The sequence below is a fragment of the Streptomyces sp. NPDC028991 genome (genome assembly GCF_055564775.1).
Genome location: NZ_JBVHVP010000001.1, coordinates 671,205 through 688,278, shown reverse-complemented (window position 1 = coordinate 688,278; position 17,074 = coordinate 671,205). Strand labels below are relative to the sequence as shown.

Here is a 17,074-nt window from a genome sequence, read left to right as displayed (position 1 = left end):
GGTACGAGCCCCTCGGCTTCACACGCAACACGACCCACACGACCCACACGACCCACACGCCCCCCCCTCGATGAGGCTGTACCCGTGAGCCGCTTAGGCTCGGTGGCATGTCCTTGAAGAGCCTCGCGTTGATCGAGAACTGGCCGGTTCCCACCGCCGCGGCGGGTGCCGTACGCGCCGACGGCACGATCCTGGGAACCCACGGCCCCGTCGGGCGGCGGTTCCCCCTCGCCTCGGTCACCAAGCCGCTCGCGGCGTACGCGGCACTCGTCGCGTACGAGGAGGGCGCGGTCGAGCTGGACGAGCCCGCCGGACCGGCCGGGTCGACGGTCCGTCACCTGCTGGCGCACACCTCGGGGCTGGCCTTCGACGAGCACCGGGTGACCGCCCCGCCCGGAGAGCGCCGGCTGTACTCCAACGCCGGCTTCGAGCAGCTCGGCGACCACATCGCGAAGGCGGCCGACATCCCGTTCGCCGAGTACGCGCGGCAGGCGGTGCTGGAGCCGCTGGGCATGACGGACACCACCCTCGACGGCTCCCCGGCCAAGGACGGGGTCTCGACGGTCGAGGACCTGCTGCGGTTCGCGGCCGAGGTACAGGCACCGCGCCTGCTGGACCCGCGCACGGTCGCCGAGGCGATGACGGTCCAGTACCCGGGTACGAAGGGCGTGCTGCCGGGTTACGGACACCAGAACCCCAACGACTGGGGGCTGGGCTTCGAGATCCGCGACTCCAAGTCCCCGCACTGGACGGGCGCGTCGTCCTCGCCGCGCACCTTCGGGCACTTCGGGCAGTCCGGTACGTTCCTGTGGATCGACCCCGATGCCGGGCTCGCCTGTGTGGCGCTCACCGACCGGGCGTTCGGGGCCTGGGCGGCCGAGGTCTGGCCGGCCCTCACGGACGCGGTGCTCGCCGAGGTCTAGGACATCTCCCACAGGAGCAGCTCGGCCCGCGTCACCGCCACCGCGTCCACGCCGTCCGCGTCCGTGATCCGCGCCGCGTCCCCCGCCCCCAGTTCCTCGCCGTCCAGCCGCACCGCACCCCGCACGACATGGACGTACACGTACGCCCCGTCCGGCACCGCCGTCCGCTCCCTGGGCGCGAGGCGGCGCACGTGGAGCATCGCGCCCGCCTCGGGGACGGCGTAGGGGGTGGAGTCGGCGATGCCGCGGACGATCTCGTAGGCGGGGTCGCCGCCGGGCTCGCGCGGGGCCAGCCACATCTGGACGAAGGTCAGGGGTGTGGCGCCGCCGTTGCGCTCGACGTGGCGGACGCCGCCCGCCGAGCTGAGGCGCTGTACGTCCCCGGCGCGGACGATCGTCTCGTGGCCCGCGGTGTCGCGGTGGGTGAGCTCGCCCTCGGCCACCCACGTGACGATCTCGGTGTGGCTGTGCGGGTGCTCGTCGAAGCCGGAGCCGGGCGCGAGGCGCTCCTCGTTGCAGGCGATCAGCGACCCGAAGCGCAGGTTGCCGGGGTCGTAGTGGGGTCCGAAGGAGAAGGCGTGCCGCGACTCGATGCCGGCCGCCGCGTCGCCTCCGGGGTAGCGCTCGTCGGCGCGCCGTACGTCCATCACGTCGTCCACCGTAGACCCGGCGACACGCTCGCCCGTCCCGATAAGGCAGTCTTGTCCCCGTGCCCGAACCCGAAACCAGCAAGCCCGAGCCCGGGGCGCACGCCGTCCACTCGCACACCGCGACCCTGAAGCGGCTGGAGCAGTCCTCCGGTTCGCTCGCCGCGCAGGCCATCGCGCGGATGGACGAGACGCTGCCGTGGTACCGGGCCATGCCACCGGAGAACCGCTCCTGGATCGGACTGGTGGCCCAGGCGGGCATCGCCGCCTTCACCGAGTGGTTCCGGCGCCCGGACGCCCCGCAGGCCATCTCCACCGACGTCTTCGGCACCGCGCCGCGCGAGCTGACCCGGGCGATCACTCTGCGGCAGACGGTCGAGATGGTGCGGACCACGATCGAGGTCATGGAGTCCGCGATCGACGAGGTCGCCGCTCCCGGGGACGAGTCGGTGCTGCGCGAGGCGCTGCTCGTGTACGCCCGGGAGATCGCCTTCGCCACCGCCCAGGTGTACGCGCAGGCCGCCGAGGCACGCGGTGCCTGGGACGCCCGGCTGGAGTCCCTCGTGGTGAACGCCGTACTCAGCGGCGAGGCCGACGAGGGGGCGGTCTCCCGGGCCGCGGCCCTCGGGTGGAACTCACCCGAACATGTGTGTGTCGTGCTGGGCACCGCCCCCGACGGGGACTCCGAGCTGACCGTGGAGGCCATCCGGCGCGCGGCCCGGCACGCCAAGCTCCAGGTGCTGACCGGGGTGCTCGGGGACCGGCTGGTGGTGATCGCGGGCGGCAGCGACAACCCCCTGGCGGTGGCCAAGTCGCTGATCGGGCCGTTCGCGCAGGGCCCGGTGGTGGCCGGTCCCGTGGTGCCGGATCTGCAGGCCGCGACCCGGTCCGCGCAGGCCGCCGCCGCCGGCCTCAAGTCCTGCACCGCGTGGCAGGACGCGCCGCGCCCGGTCCTGGCGGACGATCTGCTGCCGGAGCGCGCGATCGCCTCCGATCCCTCGGCCCGCGAGCAGTTGGTGGAGGAGATCTACAGACCACTGGAGGAGGCCGGGGCCGCGCTGCTGGAGACGCTCAGCGTCTATCTCGAACAGGCGAGCAGTCTCGAAGGCGCCGCCCGGATGCTCTTCGTTCACCCGAACACCGTGCGCTACCGGCTCCGACGTGTGACTGACGTCACCGGATGGTCACCCTCTGATGTACGGTCTGCGTTCACACTGCGGATCGCGCTCATCCTGGGGCGTCTGGCCGATGGAGATCCGCAACTCTAGGCTTTTGTCGAGGGTCCACAAAACCCCCTCGTGTTCTTCGTCCCTGTCCTCACGGGCGGTCGTGGCCGTCCTCAAGAGAGAGTGTGAGAGTGCTCGTACTCGTCGCTCCCGGCCAAGGTGCTCAGACGCCCGGCTTCCTGACTGACTGGCTCGCCCTTCCCGGTGCCGCGGACCGCGTCGCCGCGTGGTCCGACGCCATTGGACTCGATCTCGCCCACTTCGGCACGAAGGCCGACGCGGACGAGATCCGTGACACGTCCGTCGCCCAGCCGCTGCTGGTCGCCGCCGGACTCCTCTCCGCGGCGGCACTCGGTGACATGACGGACATCGCGCCGGGCGCGGTCGCGGGCCACAGCGTCGGCGAGATCACCGCCGCCGCGTTCGCGGGCGTCCTCGACGACACCGCCGCGCTGACCCTCGTACGCCGCCGGGGCCTGGCCATGGCCGAGGCCGCCGCGGTCACCGAGACCGGCATGTCGGCGCTGCTCGGCGGCGACCCCGAGGTGAGCGTGGCGCATCTCGAGAAGCTCGGTCTGACCCCGGCGAACGTGAACGGCGCCGGTCAGATCGTGGCGGCCGGCACGATGGAGCAGCTGGCCGCGCTGAGCGAGGACAAGCCCGAGGGCGTGCGCAAGGTCGTCCCGCTGAAGGTGGCCGGCGCCTTCCACACGCGCCACATGGCGCCCGCGGTGGACAAGCTCGCCGAGGCCGCGAAGGCGCTCACGCCGGCCGACCCGAAGGTGACGTACGTCTCCAACAAGGACGGGCAGGCCGTCGCCACCGGCGCCGAGGTGCTTCAGCGGCTGGTCGGCCAGGTCGCCAACCCGGTCCGCTGGGACCGGTGCATGGAGACGTTCAAGGAGCTGGGCGTCACCGCACTGATCGAGGTCTGCCCGGGCGGCACGCTGACCGGCCTGGCCAAGCGGGCGCTGCCGGGCGTGAAGACGCTGGCCCTCAAGACCCCCGCCGACCTCGACGCGGCCCGCGCGCTCGTCGCCGAGCACGCCGAACAGGCCTGACAAGGAGCGCGAGAGCATGTCGAAGATCAAGCCCAGCAAGGGCGCCCCGTACGCGCGCATCCTCGGTGTCGGCGGCTACCGCCCGACCCGCATCGTGCCGAACGAGGTGATCCTCGAGAAGATCGACTCGTCCGACGAGTGGATCCGCTCGCGTTCCGGCATCGAGACGCGGCACTGGGCGTCGCCCGAGGAGACCGTCGCCGCGATGTCGGTCGAGGCGTCCGGCAAGGCGATCGCGGATGCCGGGATCGACGCCTCGCGGATCGGTGCCGTGGTCGTCTCGACCGTGTCGCACTTCAGCCAGACCCCGGCCATCGCGACCGAGATCGCCGACAGGCTGGGCACGGACAAGGCCGCGGCCTTCGACATCTCGGCCGGCTGCGCGGGCTTCGGCTACGGTCTGACCCTCGCCAAGGGCATGATCGTCGAGGGCTCGGCGGAGTACGTCCTGGTCATCGGCGTGGAGCGGCTCTCGGACCTGACCGACCTGGAGGACCGGGCCACGGCCTTCCTGTTCGGCGACGGCGCCGGCGCGGTCGTGGTCGGCCCCTCCCGGGAGCCGGCGATCGGCCCGACCGTCTGGGGATCGGAGGGCGACAAGTCCGAGACGATCAAGCAGACGGTCTCCTGGGACCGCTTCCGGATCGGCGACGTCTCCGAGCTGCCCCTCGACAGCGAGGGCAACGTCAAGTTTCCTGCGATCACGCAGGAGGGCCAGGCGGTGTTCCGCTGGGCCGTGTTCGAGATGGCGAAGGTCGCCAAGGAGGCGCTGGACGCTTCCGGACTTTCGCCGGACGACCTGGACGTCTTCATCCCGCACCAGGCCAACGTGCGGATCATCGACTCGATGGTGAAGACACTGAAGCTGCCGGAGCACGTCATGGTCGCCCGTGACATCCGCACCACCGGCAACACCTCGGCCGCCTCGATTCCGCTCGCGATGGAGCGGCTCCTGGCGACCGGCGAGGCCAAGAGCGGCGACACCGCGCTCGTCATCGGCTTCGGGGCGGGTCTCGTCTACGCCGCGACGGTCGTTACCCTCCCCTAGGCACTCCGTGCCGGATCACCCGGTCCGGAACGGAGAGCAGCAACACCTGCCGCTGACGCGGCGGGCCGCCACACCCCCTGAAAACAACGAAGGAGCGCCATCATGGCCGCCACTCAGGAAGAGATCGTCGCCGGTCTCGCCGAGATCGTGAACGAGATCGCCGGCATCCCGGTTGAGGACGTCCAGCTGGACAAGTCCTTCACCGACGACCTGGACGTCGACTCGCTGTCCATGGTCGAGGTCGTCGTCGCCGCCGAAGAGCGCTTCGACGTCAAGATCCCGGACGAGGACGTCAAGAACCTCAAGACGGTCGGCGACGCGACCGAGTACATCCTCAAGCACCAGAGCTGATCACCCGATCACTGCCTCTGGGCTGACTGCCCCGCCACCCGGCGGTGGCGCCGTACGAATCCGTATCCCGTTGGAGAAAGAATTCCCGTGAGCTCGACCAATCGCACCGTGGTCGTCACCGGTATCGGCGCAACCACACCGCTGGGTGGCGACGCAGCCTCTACCTGGGAAGGCCTGGTCGCCGGCAAGTCCGGCGTCAAGCCCCTGGAGCAGGAGTGGGCCGCCGACCAGGCCGTCCGCATCGCCGCACCGGCCGCCGTGGACCCCTCCGAGGTCATCCCGCGTCCGCAGGCCCGCCGTCTGGACCGCTCGGCCCAGTTCGCGCTGATCGCGGCGCAGGAGGCCTGGAAGGACGCCGGTTTCACCGGCAAGGCCGGCGAGGCCGGTGAAGGCGGCGGCGTCGACCCCGACCGGCTCGGCGCGGTCATCGCCTCCGGCATCGGCGGCGTGACGACCCTGCTCGACCAGTACGACGTGCTCAAGGAGAAGGGCGTCCGCCGCGTCTCCCCGCACACCGTCCCCATGCTGATGCCGAACGGCCCGTCGGCCAACGTGGGTCTCGCCGTGGGCGCCCGGGCGGGCGTGCACACGCCGGTCTCCGCCTGCGCGTCGGGCGCCGAGGCCATCGGCTACGCCATCGAGATGATCCGCACCGGCCGCGCCGACGTCGTCGTCGCGGGTGGCACGGAGGCGGCGATCCACCCGCTGCCCATCGCCGCGTTCGGCAACATGATGGCGATGTCCAAGAACAACGACGACCCGCAGGGTGCCTCGCGCCCCTTCGACACGGGCCGCGACGGCTTCGTCCTCGGTGAGGGCGCCGGCGTCCTCGTCCTGGAGTCCGCCGAGCACGCCGCGGCACGCGGTGCCCGCGTCTACGCGGAGGCGGTCGGCCAGGGCATCTCCGCCGACAGCCACGACATCGTGCAGCCGGAGCCGGAGGGCCGCGGCATCTCGCACGCCCTGCAGCACCTGCTGGACAACACCGACCTGGACCCGGCCGAGCTCGTGCACGTCAACGCGCACGCCACCTCGACGCCGGCCGGTGACATCGCCGAGCTGAAGGCGCTGCGCAAGGTCCTCGGCGACGACGTCGACCACATGGCGGTCTCCGGCACCAAGTCGATGACCGGCCACCTCCTCGGTGGCGCGGGCGGCGTGGAGTCCGTCGCGACCGTGCTCGCCCTGTACCACCGGGTGGCACCGCCGACCATCAACGTCGAGAACCTCGACCCCGAGGCCGAGGCCGCCGCGGACATCGTCCGGGGCGAGGCCCGCAAGCTGCCCGTCGAGGGCCGGATCGCCGCGCTGAACGACTCGTTCGGTTTCGGCGGCCACAATGTCGTACTCGCGTTCCGGACGGTCTGAGCGGCTGATCTGAACGTTTGATGGCCCGGGCCCCCGGAGGGGCTCGGGCCATCGTCGTCCGTCGGGTGCCGGGTGCGGGTCGTACGTGGCCGGTCGCGCCCACGCGGCGGAGCCGCACATCGGCAGAGACCCGCGCCCCTTCGAGGGCGCTTCAGACCACCTGGTGCAGCCAGCGGACCGGGGCGCCCTCGCCCGCGTAGCGGAAGGGTTCCAGTTCGTCGTCCCAGGGCTTGCCGAGGAGCTTGGCGATGTCCGACTCCAGGTCGGTCTCGCCGCGCTGGGAGCGGGCCAGGGCGGCGCGCAGCCGGTCCTCGGGGATGAGGATGTCGCCGTGGATGCCGGTGACGGCGTGGAAGATGCCGAGTTCGGGGGTGCAGCTGTAGCGCTCGCCCTCGGCGTTCGCGGACGGTTCCGCGGTGACCTCGAAGCGCAGCAGCTGCCAGCCGCGCAGTGCGGAGGCGAGCTTGGAGGCGGTGCCGGCCTGGCCCTGCCAGGAGAACTCCGAGCGCCAGGTGCCGGGCGCGGCGGGCTGCCGGATCCAGTCCAGGCCGACGCGCGTGCCGAGCACCCCGGCGATGGCCCACTCGACGTGCGGGCAGAGCGCGCGCGGCGCGGAGTGCACGTACAGAACTCCACGTGTCGTCACCGGAACCTCCGGGCTGAGCGGGACATCTCGGAACGGGCGGAACGGCCGCGGCCGGGCAGGCCACGTTGATGGCGAGGCTACCGTGCGACGGGGCAAGGAGTGTGACGTACCGTCGGTCCCGGTGCCGACAAACCTTCGCCATTCACCCGGCAGGACGCTTGTACGGGTGTGAGCCGTCGCATCCGCGCCCTCGGGAACCCTGGCGCGGTGTCATGGGTTGAGGACTTCGGAGGCACTAGGCGAGGGGTGGGACCGGTATGGGTCAGCGGACGGGCCAGGGGACGCCCGGCGGTCGTCGCCGTCCGCGTGTCGGTCGTCGCCGTTCGCGTGCCGCGCTCGCCGTGGTGACGGCCGCCGTCCTGGGCGTGGCCGGCTGCGACGCCGTGGGCGGTGACTCCGGCCCGTCCCACTCCGCGTCGAAGCGGCCGAAGGCCGGCCCCGCCTGGGACACGAGCCCGGAGTCGGTCGCCGCGGTGGGCGACTCCATCACGCGCGGCTTCGACGCCTGCGCGGTCCTGTCCGACTGCCCGGAGGTCTCGTGGGCGACCGGCAGCAGCACCGAGGTCGACAGTCTCGCCGTACGGCTGCTGGGGAAGGCGCAGGCGGCCGAGCGGAGCTGGAACCACGCGGTCACCGGGGCCCGGATGGCGGATCTGGCCGGGCAGATGGCCCGGGCGGCGGCGCGGAAGCCGGAGCTGGTCGCGGTGATGGTCGGGGCGAACGACGCCTGCCGGGCCACGACCTCGGCGATGACGTCGGTCGCCGACTTCCGGGACGGGTTCGAGGAGGCCATGGCCACCCTGCGCGGAAAGCTGCCCAAGGCCCAGGTGTACGTGGCGAGCATCCCGGACCTGAAGCGGCTCTGGTCGCAGGGGCGCACCAACCCGCTGGGCAAGCAGGTGTGGAAGCTGGGCATCTGCCCGTCGATGCTGGGCGACGCGGACTCCCTGGACGCGGCGGCGACCCTGCGTCGGAACACCGTGCGGGACCGGGTGGAGGACTACAACGAGGTGCTGCGGGAGGTCTGCGCGAAGGACCGGCTGTGCCGCACCGACGGCGGCGCGGTGCACGAGTACCGGTTCGGCACCGACCAGTTGAGCCGCTGGGACTGGTTCCACCCGAGTGTGGACGGCCAGGCCCGGCTGGCCGAGATCGCGTACCGCGCCGTCACCGCGAAGCGGCCCTGACCGGCCCCACCGGGGTCTGACCGGCCCGACCGGGGTCTGACCTGGGCGTGTCCTAGAGTTCCGCACATGAACGAACTCTTCGGCACACTTTCCGACGGCACTCCCGTCCACCGCTGGACCCTGGAACGGGCCGGTGTACGGGTACGAGTCCTGTCCTACGGCGGGATCGTGCAGTCGGCCGAGGTCCCGGACCGGAACGGGAACACCGCCGGTGTGGTGCTGGGGTTCGCCGGCCTGGACGGCTACGTGACGCACCCGGAGCCCTACCTCGGCGCGCTCGTCGGGCGGTACGCCAACCGGATCGCGGGCGGCCGTCTCCCGCTGGACGGGCAGACGTACACGCTGGCGCTCAACAACGGGCCGAACTCGCTGCACGGCGGCGAGCGCGGCTTCGACAAGCGCGTGTGGGACGCGGAGCCCGTCGGGGAGGGCGCGCACGGCGTCCGGCTGAGCCGGGTCAGTCCGGACGGCGAGGAGGGGTTCCCGGGCCGCGTGGAGTTCTCGGCCACGTACACGCTGGACGCGTCGGGTGCGCTGCGGATCGCGTACGAGGCGGTGACCGACGCGCCGACCGTGCTGAACCCGACGAACCACAGCTACTTCAATCTGGGCGGGGCGGGCTCCGGGCACGCGGGCGGTCACGAGCTGCGGCTCGCCGCGTCCCGGATCACGGCGGTCGACGCCGACCTGATCCCGACGGGCGTCCTGGAGGACGTGGCGGACACCCGCTTCGACTTCCGGCGGGCGCGCAAGGTCGGTTCGGGCTACGACCACAACTTCGTCCTCGACAAGGGCGTGACGGACACCGCCGTGGAGGTCGCCGAGCTGTACGACCCGGCGTCGGGGCGCGTGCTGACGGTGGCCACGACCGAGCCCGGCCTCCAGCTCTACACCGCCGACCACCTGGGCGAGCCGTTCGCGCCCGGGGACGGCGTCGCACTGGAGACGCAGCACTTCCCGGACTCCCCCAACCGGCCGGAGTTCCCGGGCACGGTGCTGCGGCCGGGCGAGGTCTTCCGCTCGGAGACGGTGTACGGCTTCTCGGCGCGGTAGGCACGGCAGGCGCGGCAGGCGGCCCGGTGCTCCCGCGGTGAGCGAGGCGTTACGAGCCCCGGCCCGGATGTCAGGTCCCGGGCCGGGGCTGTTCGCGGGGGCACGGCGTGAGCCGTGCCGAGTCAGACGGTAATCGCCCCGGTCATCCGGTGGTCCGCGAACGGGCGTCCGGCCGCCGGTTCGTACGAACCCTTCACAAACGGCCGCGAGCCGGTCGCCACGCGCCATGGCGCACGCCCCTTCCGTCAAGCGATACTGCCCCGTCCGGCAGCGCACCCCCACGGCGACGGAAGGACCTGGACTCCCTTGACACACATACGCGTTCGGATCGGCGTACTCGGACTGGCCCTGGTGGCGGGGCTCGCGGCCCCGGCGACGGCCACGGCGGCGCCCCCGGCCACCGCCCCCGCACCGACCGCCGAGGAGCGGCGGCTCGACGGCGAGGCGCCCCAGGAGATCCTTCGGCGCTCCGGCTTCGCCTCGGCGGCACCGGCGTTCGCCCGTGCCCTCGGACGGGCGGACTCCTACCGCGAGGCCCGCCGCCTCGTCGCCCGCGAGGGCTCGGCGCTGTGGCGACGGGCCGTGGACCGGGCGCAGGGGCGGGGCCCGGCCCGCGGGGACCTCAGCCGGGACGACGACCGGCCGCTGTACTGGGCGCGGCTCGGGATGACGCGCGAACTGCGGACCTGGGAACCGGAGTTCGGCCTGACCGAGCGCCGGCGGGCCGCGCTGCTCGGGGAGCTGGAGCGCACCTCGCGCGGCCAGAGCGACATCCGCCTTCCCCGCGGCAAGGGCGTGAAGCGGGTCCTGCTCACCGGCTTCGACCCCTTCACCCTGGACCGGGACATCCGGATCTCCAACCCGTCCGGCGCCGCCGCGCTCGCCCTGGACGGCACGGTGATCGACACGCCGGACGGGCCGGCGCGCGTGGAGACGGCCGTGTTCCCGGTGCGCTGGCGGGACTTCACCCAGGGGGCGGTGGAGCGGGCGCTGCGGCCGTACCTGCCGCGGGCCGACCTGTTCACGACCGTGAGCCAGGGGCGGGTCGGGCGGTTCGACGTGGAGCGGACCAACGGGGCCTGGCGGGGCGGTTTCCCCGACAACGAGAACGTGTCCCGTACCGAGACGGTGCCCGTCGCCGACCCGGCCTCGCAGCCGCAGTGGACGACGACCACACTGCCGTACCGGGCGATCACGGCCGCGGACACCGGGCGCTTCCCCGTGTACGACAACACGAGCGTGACCGAGATCCCGGCCACGGGCACCGGGCCGGTGGTCCGCCCGGACGGGCCGACGCCCGGTTCGACGGCCCGCGCCGGGGGCGGCGGGGACTACCTCTCCAACGAGATCGCCTACCGGGCGACCCTGCTGCGGGACCGGCTCGGTCTGCGCGCCACGCTGCCGGGCGGGCACGTCCACACGCCGGTGCTGCGGTTCGGGGCCCAGAACACCGATCCGGCGACCGGGACGGTCACCGATCCCGCGTTCGTGCAAAACCGGCTGGACATCGTGGCGCAGGTGCGGGCGATCGTGTCCGTGGCGGTCAGTGCGCCGGAGCCGGACCGGCCGGAGGGGAGCTGACCTCCGGGTCGTCGGAGCCGCCGCCCAAGCGGTCCTCGTCGGCGTCGCGGGTCTCCTCGCCCAGCAGTTCGCGGGCGAGGAGCGTGGCGCCCGCGACCGCGCCCGGCATCAGGAACACCGCGACGAACGGCACCAGGAAGGACACGCCCAGCGGGGTGCCGAAACCCCAGACCAGCGTCTTGCGGGAGCGCAGGAGGGCGAGGCGGTCGCGCAGTCCGACGCCGCGGCGCTGGAGGGCGACGGAGGCGAGTTCCTCGGTGAGGAAGAAGCCGGTGACGAGGAGGCCGATCACCGGGACCACCGTCTGGCCGACGAGCGGGATGAAGCCGAGGGCGAAGAGCAGTACGCCCCAGACGGCGGCGCGGACGAGGATCCGGAGGCTGTCGCGGCCCGAGATCCACACCTCGCGCCACAGGGGCAGGTGCGACTCGGGAGCGGTGCCGTCCGGGGAGACGTCGCGGTCCACCCGCTCGGACAGGGCCTCGTAGAAGGGCTGGCCGACCAGCAGCGTCACCGCGGTGAAGGTGAGGACGGACAGGAGCAGGGCGAGGGCGAACAGGACGGCGGTGAGGAAGCCGCGGAACAGGCCGGGCAGGGGGCTCGACCAGTCGTCGGCGAAGGGGGTCGCCCAGGCGACGAAGTCCGTGCCCCACATCGCCAGCCCGACCAGCGCCGCCGCGTACAGCACCAGTGTGATCAGGCCCGGGAGGAGCCCGAAGCCGTAGCTCTTGCCGTGCCGGGCCACCCAGCGCTGGCCCTTCAGGAGATGGCCGAATCCCGCCCCAAGATCGCGCATGGGCGGAACTCTACCGTTCGGGACCGGCACCGCCGTGCCCGCGGGAGCCGCTGGAGCCGCGGGAGCCGCTGGAGCCGCTGGAGCCGCTGGAGCCGCGATTGAGTCGAACGCGCTCATCGCGCCGTACCGATCGGCGAACGGACCCGGAGGGGTCCGGCGAGTCGGTGAGGAGAAGCGGATGACGCAGGAGATCCACGGCACCGTCGCCGACGGCTTCGAGGCGGTGCGTGAGGAGTTCGCGGCGGTCGTGGCCGGCGAACGGCCGGACTACGAGGGCCAGCTGTGCGCCTACGTCCACGGTCGCCGGGTCGTCGACCTGTGGACCGGCGACGGCGCCGGCGCCGGCTCGCTGTACGGGGTGCACTCGGCCACCAAGGGCGCGGCCCATCTGGTGGTCGCCATGCTGGTGCAGGAGGGCACACTGGAGCTGGACCGCAAGGTGACCTACTACTGGCCGGAGTTCGCGGCCGAGGGCAAGGGCGGGCTGACCCTGCGCGACCTGCTCGCGCACCGCGCGGGTGTGATCGGCACGGACACCGGGTTCAGCACCGCCGAGCTGGCCGACGACCGGGTGATCGCCGAACGCCTCGCCGACCAGCGGCCGTACTGGCGTCCCGGCACGGCCTTCGGGTACCACGCGCTCGTGCTCGGCGCCCTCGCGGGCGAGGTGGTGCGCCGGGCCACCGGCCACACCCTCCAGGAGGTCTACGAGGAGCGGGTCCGCGCCCCGCACCGGCTGGACTTCCACCTGGGTCTGCCGGCCTCGCTGGACCACCGCTTCCGCGCCGCGCAGGCGATGGTCCGCACCCCGGTGCAGGAGGTGGCGCCGGGTCCGCTCCCGGACGGCCCGCACACCCTCGCCGCGATCGCCTTCAACCGCAACGCGGCGCACCCCACCGACCTGGAGACCCTGCCCAACGAGCCGGTCGTCCGCGCCCGGGGCCCGGCCTCCGTCGGCGGCGTGGCCTCGGCGCGCGGGCTGGCCGGGCTGTACGCGGCGGCCATCGGCGAACTGGACGGCAAGGCGCCGCTGCTGAAGGCGGACACGGTGGCGGAGTTCGGGCAGCCGCACTCGGTGGGCTACGACCTGGTGACCCGGACGCACCGCTCGTACGGTCTCGGCTTCCAGGCGACGGCGGACACATGGCACCCGTTTCTGGGCGCCGGGGCGATCGGGCACAGCGGCGCGGGCGGCTGCCAGGCCTTCGCGGACCCGTTCAGCGGACTGGCGTACGGGTACACCAGGCGCCGTTGCGCCTACCCGGGCGGGGCGGCGCCGGAGAACGGGCGGCTGGTGGCGGTGGTGCACGGGGCGGCGCTCGATGTGTGAGCGCCGCCCCGCACCGGACCGGGCACCGGTCAGGCGAGCGTCACGGTGATGTTGCCGCGGGTCGCCTTCGAGTACGGGCAGACCTGGTGGGCCTTCTCCACCAGCGACCGCGCGGTGGCGGCGTCCACCGCCGGGATCTGCGCGGAGATCTCGACGATGATGCCGAACCCGTCGTCGTTCTTGCCGATCCCGACCTTCGCGGTGACGGTCGAGCCGGTGATGTCGGCGCCCTCCTGGCGGGCCACCACGCCGAGCGCGCCCTGGAAGCAGGCGCTGTACCCGGCGGCGAAGAGCTGCTCCGGGTTGGTGCCGGCACCGTTGCCGCCCATCTCCTTGGGCGGGTTCACGACCAGGTCGAGCTTGCCGTCATCGGTGGCCACCCGTCCGTCGCGGCCGTTCTCGGCGGTGGCGACGGCGGTGTAGAGGACCTCGGACTGCTGAATCGGCATGCGGTTGTCTTCCTCCTCGGTCCGCCGTGACTCGCGCCCACGACCACGACGGATTTCGGAAAGACGCTACCGCATGCCGGAAACTCAGTGAAGGCCCGCCCTCTCTCGGGAGGGGGCGTCAGAGCTTGACGATCATCTTGCCGGTGTTGTCGCCGCGCAGGACGCCGAGGAAGGCCTCCAGGTTGTTCTCGATGCCCTCGACGACCGTCTCGCGGTACTTCAGCTCGCCGGAGCGGACCCACGGGCCGACCTCCTGGACGAACTGCGGCTGGAGGTCGTAGTGGTCGCCGACGAGGAAGCCCTCGATGCGGCCGCGGGTCTGGATCAGCCGGGCGAGGTTCTTCGGGCCGGGGGCGGGCTCGGTGTTGTTGTAGACCGAGATCATGCCGCAGACGGCGACGCGGCCGCCCAGGTTGAGGGAGCCGATGGCGGCCTCGAGGTGGTCGCCGCCGACGTTGTCGAAGTAGACGTCGATGCCGTCCGGGGCGGCGGCGCGCAGCTGCTCGCTCACCGGGCCGTCCTTGTAGTTGAAGGCGGCGTCGAAGCCGTACTCGTCGACGAGGAGCTTGACCTTCTCGTCCGAGCCGGCGGAGCCGATGACCCGGGCGGCGCCCTTGAGCCTGGCGATCTGGCCGACCTGGCTGCCGACGGCACCGGCCGCGCCGGAGACGAACACGGTGTCGCCCTCCTTGAGCGCGGCGACGCGCAGCAGACCGGCGTACGCGGTGAGCCCCGTCATACCGAGCACGCCGAGGTACGTCGACAGCGGCGCGGCCTCCGGGTCCACCTTGACGGCGTTCTTCGCGTCCATGGCGGCGTACTCGCGCCAGCCGAAGAAGTGCAGGACGTGGTCGCCCACCGCGATGCCCTCGGCGTTGGAGGCGACGACCTCGCCGACCGCGCCGCCCAGCATGGGCTTGCCCAGCTCGTAGGGGTCGGCGTAGGACTTGGCGGCGCTCATGCGGCCGCGCATGTACGGGTCGACGGAGACGTACAGGTTGCGCACCAGCACCTGGCCCTCACCCGGGGTGGGGACCTCCGCCTCGACGAGGGCGAAGTCCTCGGGCTTGGGCCAGCCGACCGGACGGCTGACCAGGTGCCATTCGCGGTTGACGGTGGGGAGGGCGGGGGAGTCGGTCATGGCGCACCTTTCCTGGGGCTTCGAAATGTTTCAGGCTCTGAAACAACCATGCGGCTGAACATTTCAGGTTGTCAAACAAATGGGTACCCTGGATTCCATGGCCACACCACGCGACACGACCCGCCGACCCGACGCACTCACCCTCGAAGTCGTCGAACTGATCGGCGAGGTCGTGGCCCGCTTCCACGCCGACTACGAGGAGGCGGCCGCGGAACGCGCGCTCACCGCGGCGCAGGCCAAGCTGCTCAGCCTCCTGTCCCTGGAGCCGCTGCCCATGCGGAAGCTGGCCCTGAAGCTGAAGTGCGAGCCGTCGAACGTCACCGGGATCGTGGACCGGCTGGAGGCGCGGGGGCTGGTCGAGCGGCGCCCGGACCCCGTCGACCGCCGGGTGAAGGTGGCGGCCGCGACGGACGAGGGGCGGCGGGTGGCACGGGGGCTGCGCGAGTCACTGCACTTCGCCCGGGAACCGCTGGCGGGACTGTCGGAGGGCGAGCGGGTGGCGCTGCGGGACGCGCTGCGTCTGATGGTCGGGGAGGGCTCGCCGGAGGGCTGACCATCACCGCATTTCGCACTCGTACTGCAACTCGTAGAAGTGCCCGGCCTTCACCATGACCGTCACCTCGACCGGGCCGCCCCCGTCACCGTGGACGACCCGGAGGGTCCGCAGGACGGGCGTACCGCTGGTGAGGTGGAGTGCTCGGTACTGCTCCTGAGTCGGAATCCGAGCGGAGACTCGATCCACGCTACGGCGCGCGGGGTGGCCCAGTTTCGCCGGCAGCGCAGGCGCGCCGCCTTTGATCCGGCGTCGCTCCAGGAGCGCCGTGTCCCGGGCGATGTCCAGCGGGTAGTAGCAGTCGACGAGTTCCGCGGGCTCGTCGTCGATCAGGAGAGTCTGACTGCGCAGCAGTGCCGTGCCGTCCGCAGGAAGGCCGAAGGCGGAACGGACGTCGGCGGGTGGGCAGACCTCCGCGACATCACGGAGGACGCTGCGGGCGCCGCTGCCGTGCTTGGCAGCCTCCGTGAGCCAGCGGTCTGCTGTCGTGAGCGCGGCCGGTGAGACCGTGCGCTGCCGGTGCTCGCGGACGGTGACGGAGGCTCCCGCCCTGCCGACCACGAGACCCTCCTCCTTGAGGAGCTGCAACGCCTTCTGCACCGTGGCGTTCGACGCGTCGAACCGCCCCTTGAGCCGCGCCGTGGAGGGGAGGCTCGCGCCTGGCGCCAGTTCGCCACTCATGATGTCGTCGCGCAGGTCGGCGGCGATGCGCTCGTGGAGGGAGCGACGGTCGACGCCTTCCGTTTCGGCCTGGGGCACGGTCATCCGATCTCGATCTCGTAGCGCAGCCTCTGCCGCAGGGCAGGCATCACCATACGATCCACCTGGATCGGACGGTCCTCGCGGTCGACCGTCAGCCGGGTGAGCCGCAGGACCGGCTCATCGGAGGCTGTCTCCAAAGTCCGGCGCTCTTCCTCGTCCGGCATCGTGGCCGTCACGTCCTCGCGTACCAGGACGCCGATGTGACCGAGTTCGGCGAGCAACGTGACGGCGCCACCGCGGATCTTGGCAGTGCGCGCCAGGGCGGTGTCCTGGGCGATGGCCAGCGGGTAGTACGTGTCGGTCAGCTCGTTCGGCATCTCGTCGAGGAGGATCAGGCGCCGACGCACGACGACCGGTTCCCCTTCGGCGATGCCGAGTAGTTTCGCCACCTCGGCGGGCGCGGGTACCTCGCCGGCATGCAGGATGCGCTGGGTTCCCCGGCGGCCCTGCGCCTCGGCCTCGGCACCCCAGGAGTCGCCGTGTTCCTTCTCCTGCGGCGTCAGATACGGAAGAGACGTGCTGACCCAACCGCTCGCACTCATGAGGCCCTCCTCGCGGCCGACGCTTACGCCCATCGGGGGCCAACGTTAGGCGACTTCGTCCGTGTGCTCCTCTCCATCGCCCGGCAGGGAGTACCGCGTGAGTCTCACGCTCGACGGCTCGGTGATCCGCCTCGCGGTCCGGGACAGCGGCGACCGACAGCTCGACATCGACGTCCGGGAGACCGACCCGGAGGCAAGTTCCGGACGCGGTTTGCGCCTGGCCCGGGAGGTCGCCGACGCCATGGGGGTCACACGGGAAGTTGTCGGCAAGAGCGTCTGGGTGGCTTTCAAGAGCGTGTCGCCGAGCGCGTGCGCTGGGGAAGCCTCACCACGCCGGCCGGCGCCGAGGCGCGATGAGAGGCGTTCGGGGTCGCTTCCGGTGATGTGCCAGAGCCGTTCGTGCCGCGCCG

At 72.2% G+C, this 17,074-nt stretch carries 18 protein-coding genes; 11 read left to right on the top strand and 7 right to left on the bottom strand.

Going from position 1 to position 17,074, the window contains the following annotated elements; all coding sequences use genetic code 11:
* Positions 1–107: 107 nt before the first annotated feature.
* Positions 108–923, top strand: a complete 816-nt coding sequence (locus ACZ4V1_RS02970; RefSeq protein ID WP_468328462.1) for a serine hydrolase domain-containing protein — start codon at positions 108–110, stop codon at positions 921–923.
* Here ACZ4V1_RS02970 and ACZ4V1_RS02965 read toward each other — a convergent pair.
* The gene (locus tag ACZ4V1_RS02965; protein WP_468328940.1) at positions 920–1,570 is read right to left on the bottom strand and encodes a pirin family protein; all 651 of its coding nucleotides are present in this window, start codon (positions 1,568–1,570) and stop codon (positions 920–922) included. The genes ACZ4V1_RS02970 and ACZ4V1_RS02965 overlap by 4 nt on opposite strands.
* Positions 1,571–1,632: 62 nt before the next feature.
* On the opposite strand from ACZ4V1_RS02965, the gene fasR reads away from it, so the two are divergent.
* From fasR to ACZ4V1_RS02940, 5 genes are all read left to right on the top strand, one after another.
* Positions 1,633–2,838, top strand: coding sequence for a fatty acid biosynthesis transcriptional regulator FasR (gene fasR, locus ACZ4V1_RS02960; protein WP_468328460.1), 1,206 nt, complete (start codon positions 1,633–1,635; stop codon positions 2,836–2,838).
* Positions 2,839–2,927: 89 nt separating this feature from the next.
* Positions 2,928–3,857, top strand: a complete 930-nt coding sequence (locus tag ACZ4V1_RS02955; RefSeq protein ID WP_468328458.1) for an ACP S-malonyltransferase — start codon at positions 2,928–2,930, stop codon at positions 3,855–3,857.
* Between the two features lie 16 nt (positions 3,858–3,873).
* A complete protein-coding gene (locus tag ACZ4V1_RS02950; RefSeq protein WP_468328456.1) occupies positions 3,874–4,905 on the top strand; it encodes a beta-ketoacyl-ACP synthase 3 in 1,032 nt (343 codons plus the stop codon).
* 102 nt (positions 4,906–5,007) lie between these two features.
* Complete coding sequence (locus ACZ4V1_RS02945; protein WP_055416733.1) at positions 5,008–5,256, top strand: acyl carrier protein; 249 nt, start codon at positions 5,008–5,010, stop codon at positions 5,254–5,256.
* Positions 5,257–5,343: 87 nt separating this feature from the next.
* Positions 5,344–6,624, top strand: coding sequence for a beta-ketoacyl-[acyl-carrier-protein] synthase family protein (locus tag ACZ4V1_RS02940; protein WP_468328454.1), 1,281 nt, complete (start codon positions 5,344–5,346; stop codon positions 6,622–6,624).
* A 151-nt stretch (positions 6,625–6,775) separates the two neighbouring features.
* On the opposite strand, the gene ACZ4V1_RS02935 is transcribed toward ACZ4V1_RS02940, so the two are convergent.
* On the bottom strand, positions 6,776–7,270 hold the full coding sequence (locus ACZ4V1_RS02935; RefSeq protein WP_468328452.1) for a DUF3145 domain-containing protein: 495 nt from the start codon (positions 7,268–7,270) through the stop codon (positions 6,776–6,778).
* A gap of 257 nt (positions 7,271–7,527) precedes the next feature.
* Between ACZ4V1_RS02935 and ACZ4V1_RS02930 the strand changes: the two genes are divergently transcribed.
* The 3 genes from ACZ4V1_RS02930 to ACZ4V1_RS02920 all read left to right on the top strand — a co-directional run bounded on the left by ACZ4V1_RS02930 (position 7,528) and on the right by ACZ4V1_RS02920 (position 11,091).
* Positions 7,528–8,457, top strand: coding sequence for an SGNH/GDSL hydrolase family protein (locus tag ACZ4V1_RS02930; RefSeq protein ID WP_468328450.1), 930 nt, complete (start codon positions 7,528–7,530; stop codon positions 8,455–8,457).
* Between the two features lie 66 nt (positions 8,458–8,523).
* The gene (locus ACZ4V1_RS02925; RefSeq protein WP_468328448.1) at positions 8,524–9,510 is read left to right on the top strand and encodes an aldose epimerase family protein; all 987 of its coding nucleotides are present in this window, start codon (positions 8,524–8,526) and stop codon (positions 9,508–9,510) included.
* A gap of 306 nt (positions 9,511–9,816) precedes the next feature.
* On the top strand, positions 9,817–11,091 hold the full coding sequence (locus ACZ4V1_RS02920) for a pyroglutamyl-peptidase I (RefSeq protein WP_468328446.1): 1,275 nt from the start codon (positions 9,817–9,819) through the stop codon (positions 11,089–11,091).
* Here ACZ4V1_RS02920 and ACZ4V1_RS02915 read toward each other — a convergent pair.
* Complete coding sequence (locus tag ACZ4V1_RS02915) at positions 11,054–11,887, bottom strand: EI24 domain-containing protein (protein ID WP_468328444.1); 834 nt, start codon at positions 11,885–11,887, stop codon at positions 11,054–11,056. The genes ACZ4V1_RS02920 and ACZ4V1_RS02915 overlap by 38 nt on opposite strands.
* Positions 11,888–12,065: 178 nt before the next feature.
* Between ACZ4V1_RS02915 and ACZ4V1_RS02910 the strand changes: the two genes are divergently transcribed.
* Positions 12,066–13,217, top strand: coding sequence for a serine hydrolase domain-containing protein (locus tag ACZ4V1_RS02910; RefSeq protein ID WP_468328442.1), 1,152 nt, complete (start codon positions 12,066–12,068; stop codon positions 13,215–13,217).
* A 29-nt stretch (positions 13,218–13,246) separates the two neighbouring features.
* On the opposite strand, the gene ACZ4V1_RS02905 is transcribed toward ACZ4V1_RS02910, so the two are convergent.
* Entirely contained in the window at positions 13,247–13,666 is a 420-nt protein-coding gene (locus ACZ4V1_RS02905) for an organic hydroperoxide resistance protein (protein ID WP_468328440.1), read from the bottom strand.
* Between the two features lie 118 nt (positions 13,667–13,784).
* Complete coding sequence (locus ACZ4V1_RS02900) at positions 13,785–14,807, bottom strand: NADP-dependent oxidoreductase (protein ID WP_468328438.1); 1,023 nt, start codon at positions 14,805–14,807, stop codon at positions 13,785–13,787.
* 97 nt (positions 14,808–14,904) lie between these two features.
* On the opposite strand from ACZ4V1_RS02900, the gene ACZ4V1_RS02895 reads away from it, so the two are divergent.
* On the top strand, positions 14,905–15,360 hold the full coding sequence (locus tag ACZ4V1_RS02895; protein WP_468328436.1) for a MarR family winged helix-turn-helix transcriptional regulator: 456 nt from the start codon (positions 14,905–14,907) through the stop codon (positions 15,358–15,360).
* Between the two features lie 3 nt (positions 15,361–15,363).
* Here ACZ4V1_RS02895 and ACZ4V1_RS02890 read toward each other — a convergent pair whose 3' ends face one another.
* Together ACZ4V1_RS02890 and ACZ4V1_RS02885 are read right to left on the bottom strand one after the other, a co-directional pair.
* The gene (locus ACZ4V1_RS02890) at positions 15,364–16,125 is read right to left on the bottom strand and encodes a GntR family transcriptional regulator (protein ID WP_468328434.1); all 762 of its coding nucleotides are present in this window, start codon (positions 16,123–16,125) and stop codon (positions 15,364–15,366) included.
* Positions 16,122–16,664: a GntR family transcriptional regulator gene (locus tag ACZ4V1_RS02885; RefSeq protein ID WP_468328432.1), complete on the bottom strand. Its 543-nt coding sequence runs from the start codon at positions 16,662–16,664 to the stop codon at positions 16,122–16,124. The genes ACZ4V1_RS02890 and ACZ4V1_RS02885 overlap by 4 nt, the downstream gene beginning before the upstream one ends.
* Positions 16,665–17,074: the final 410 nt, after the last annotated feature.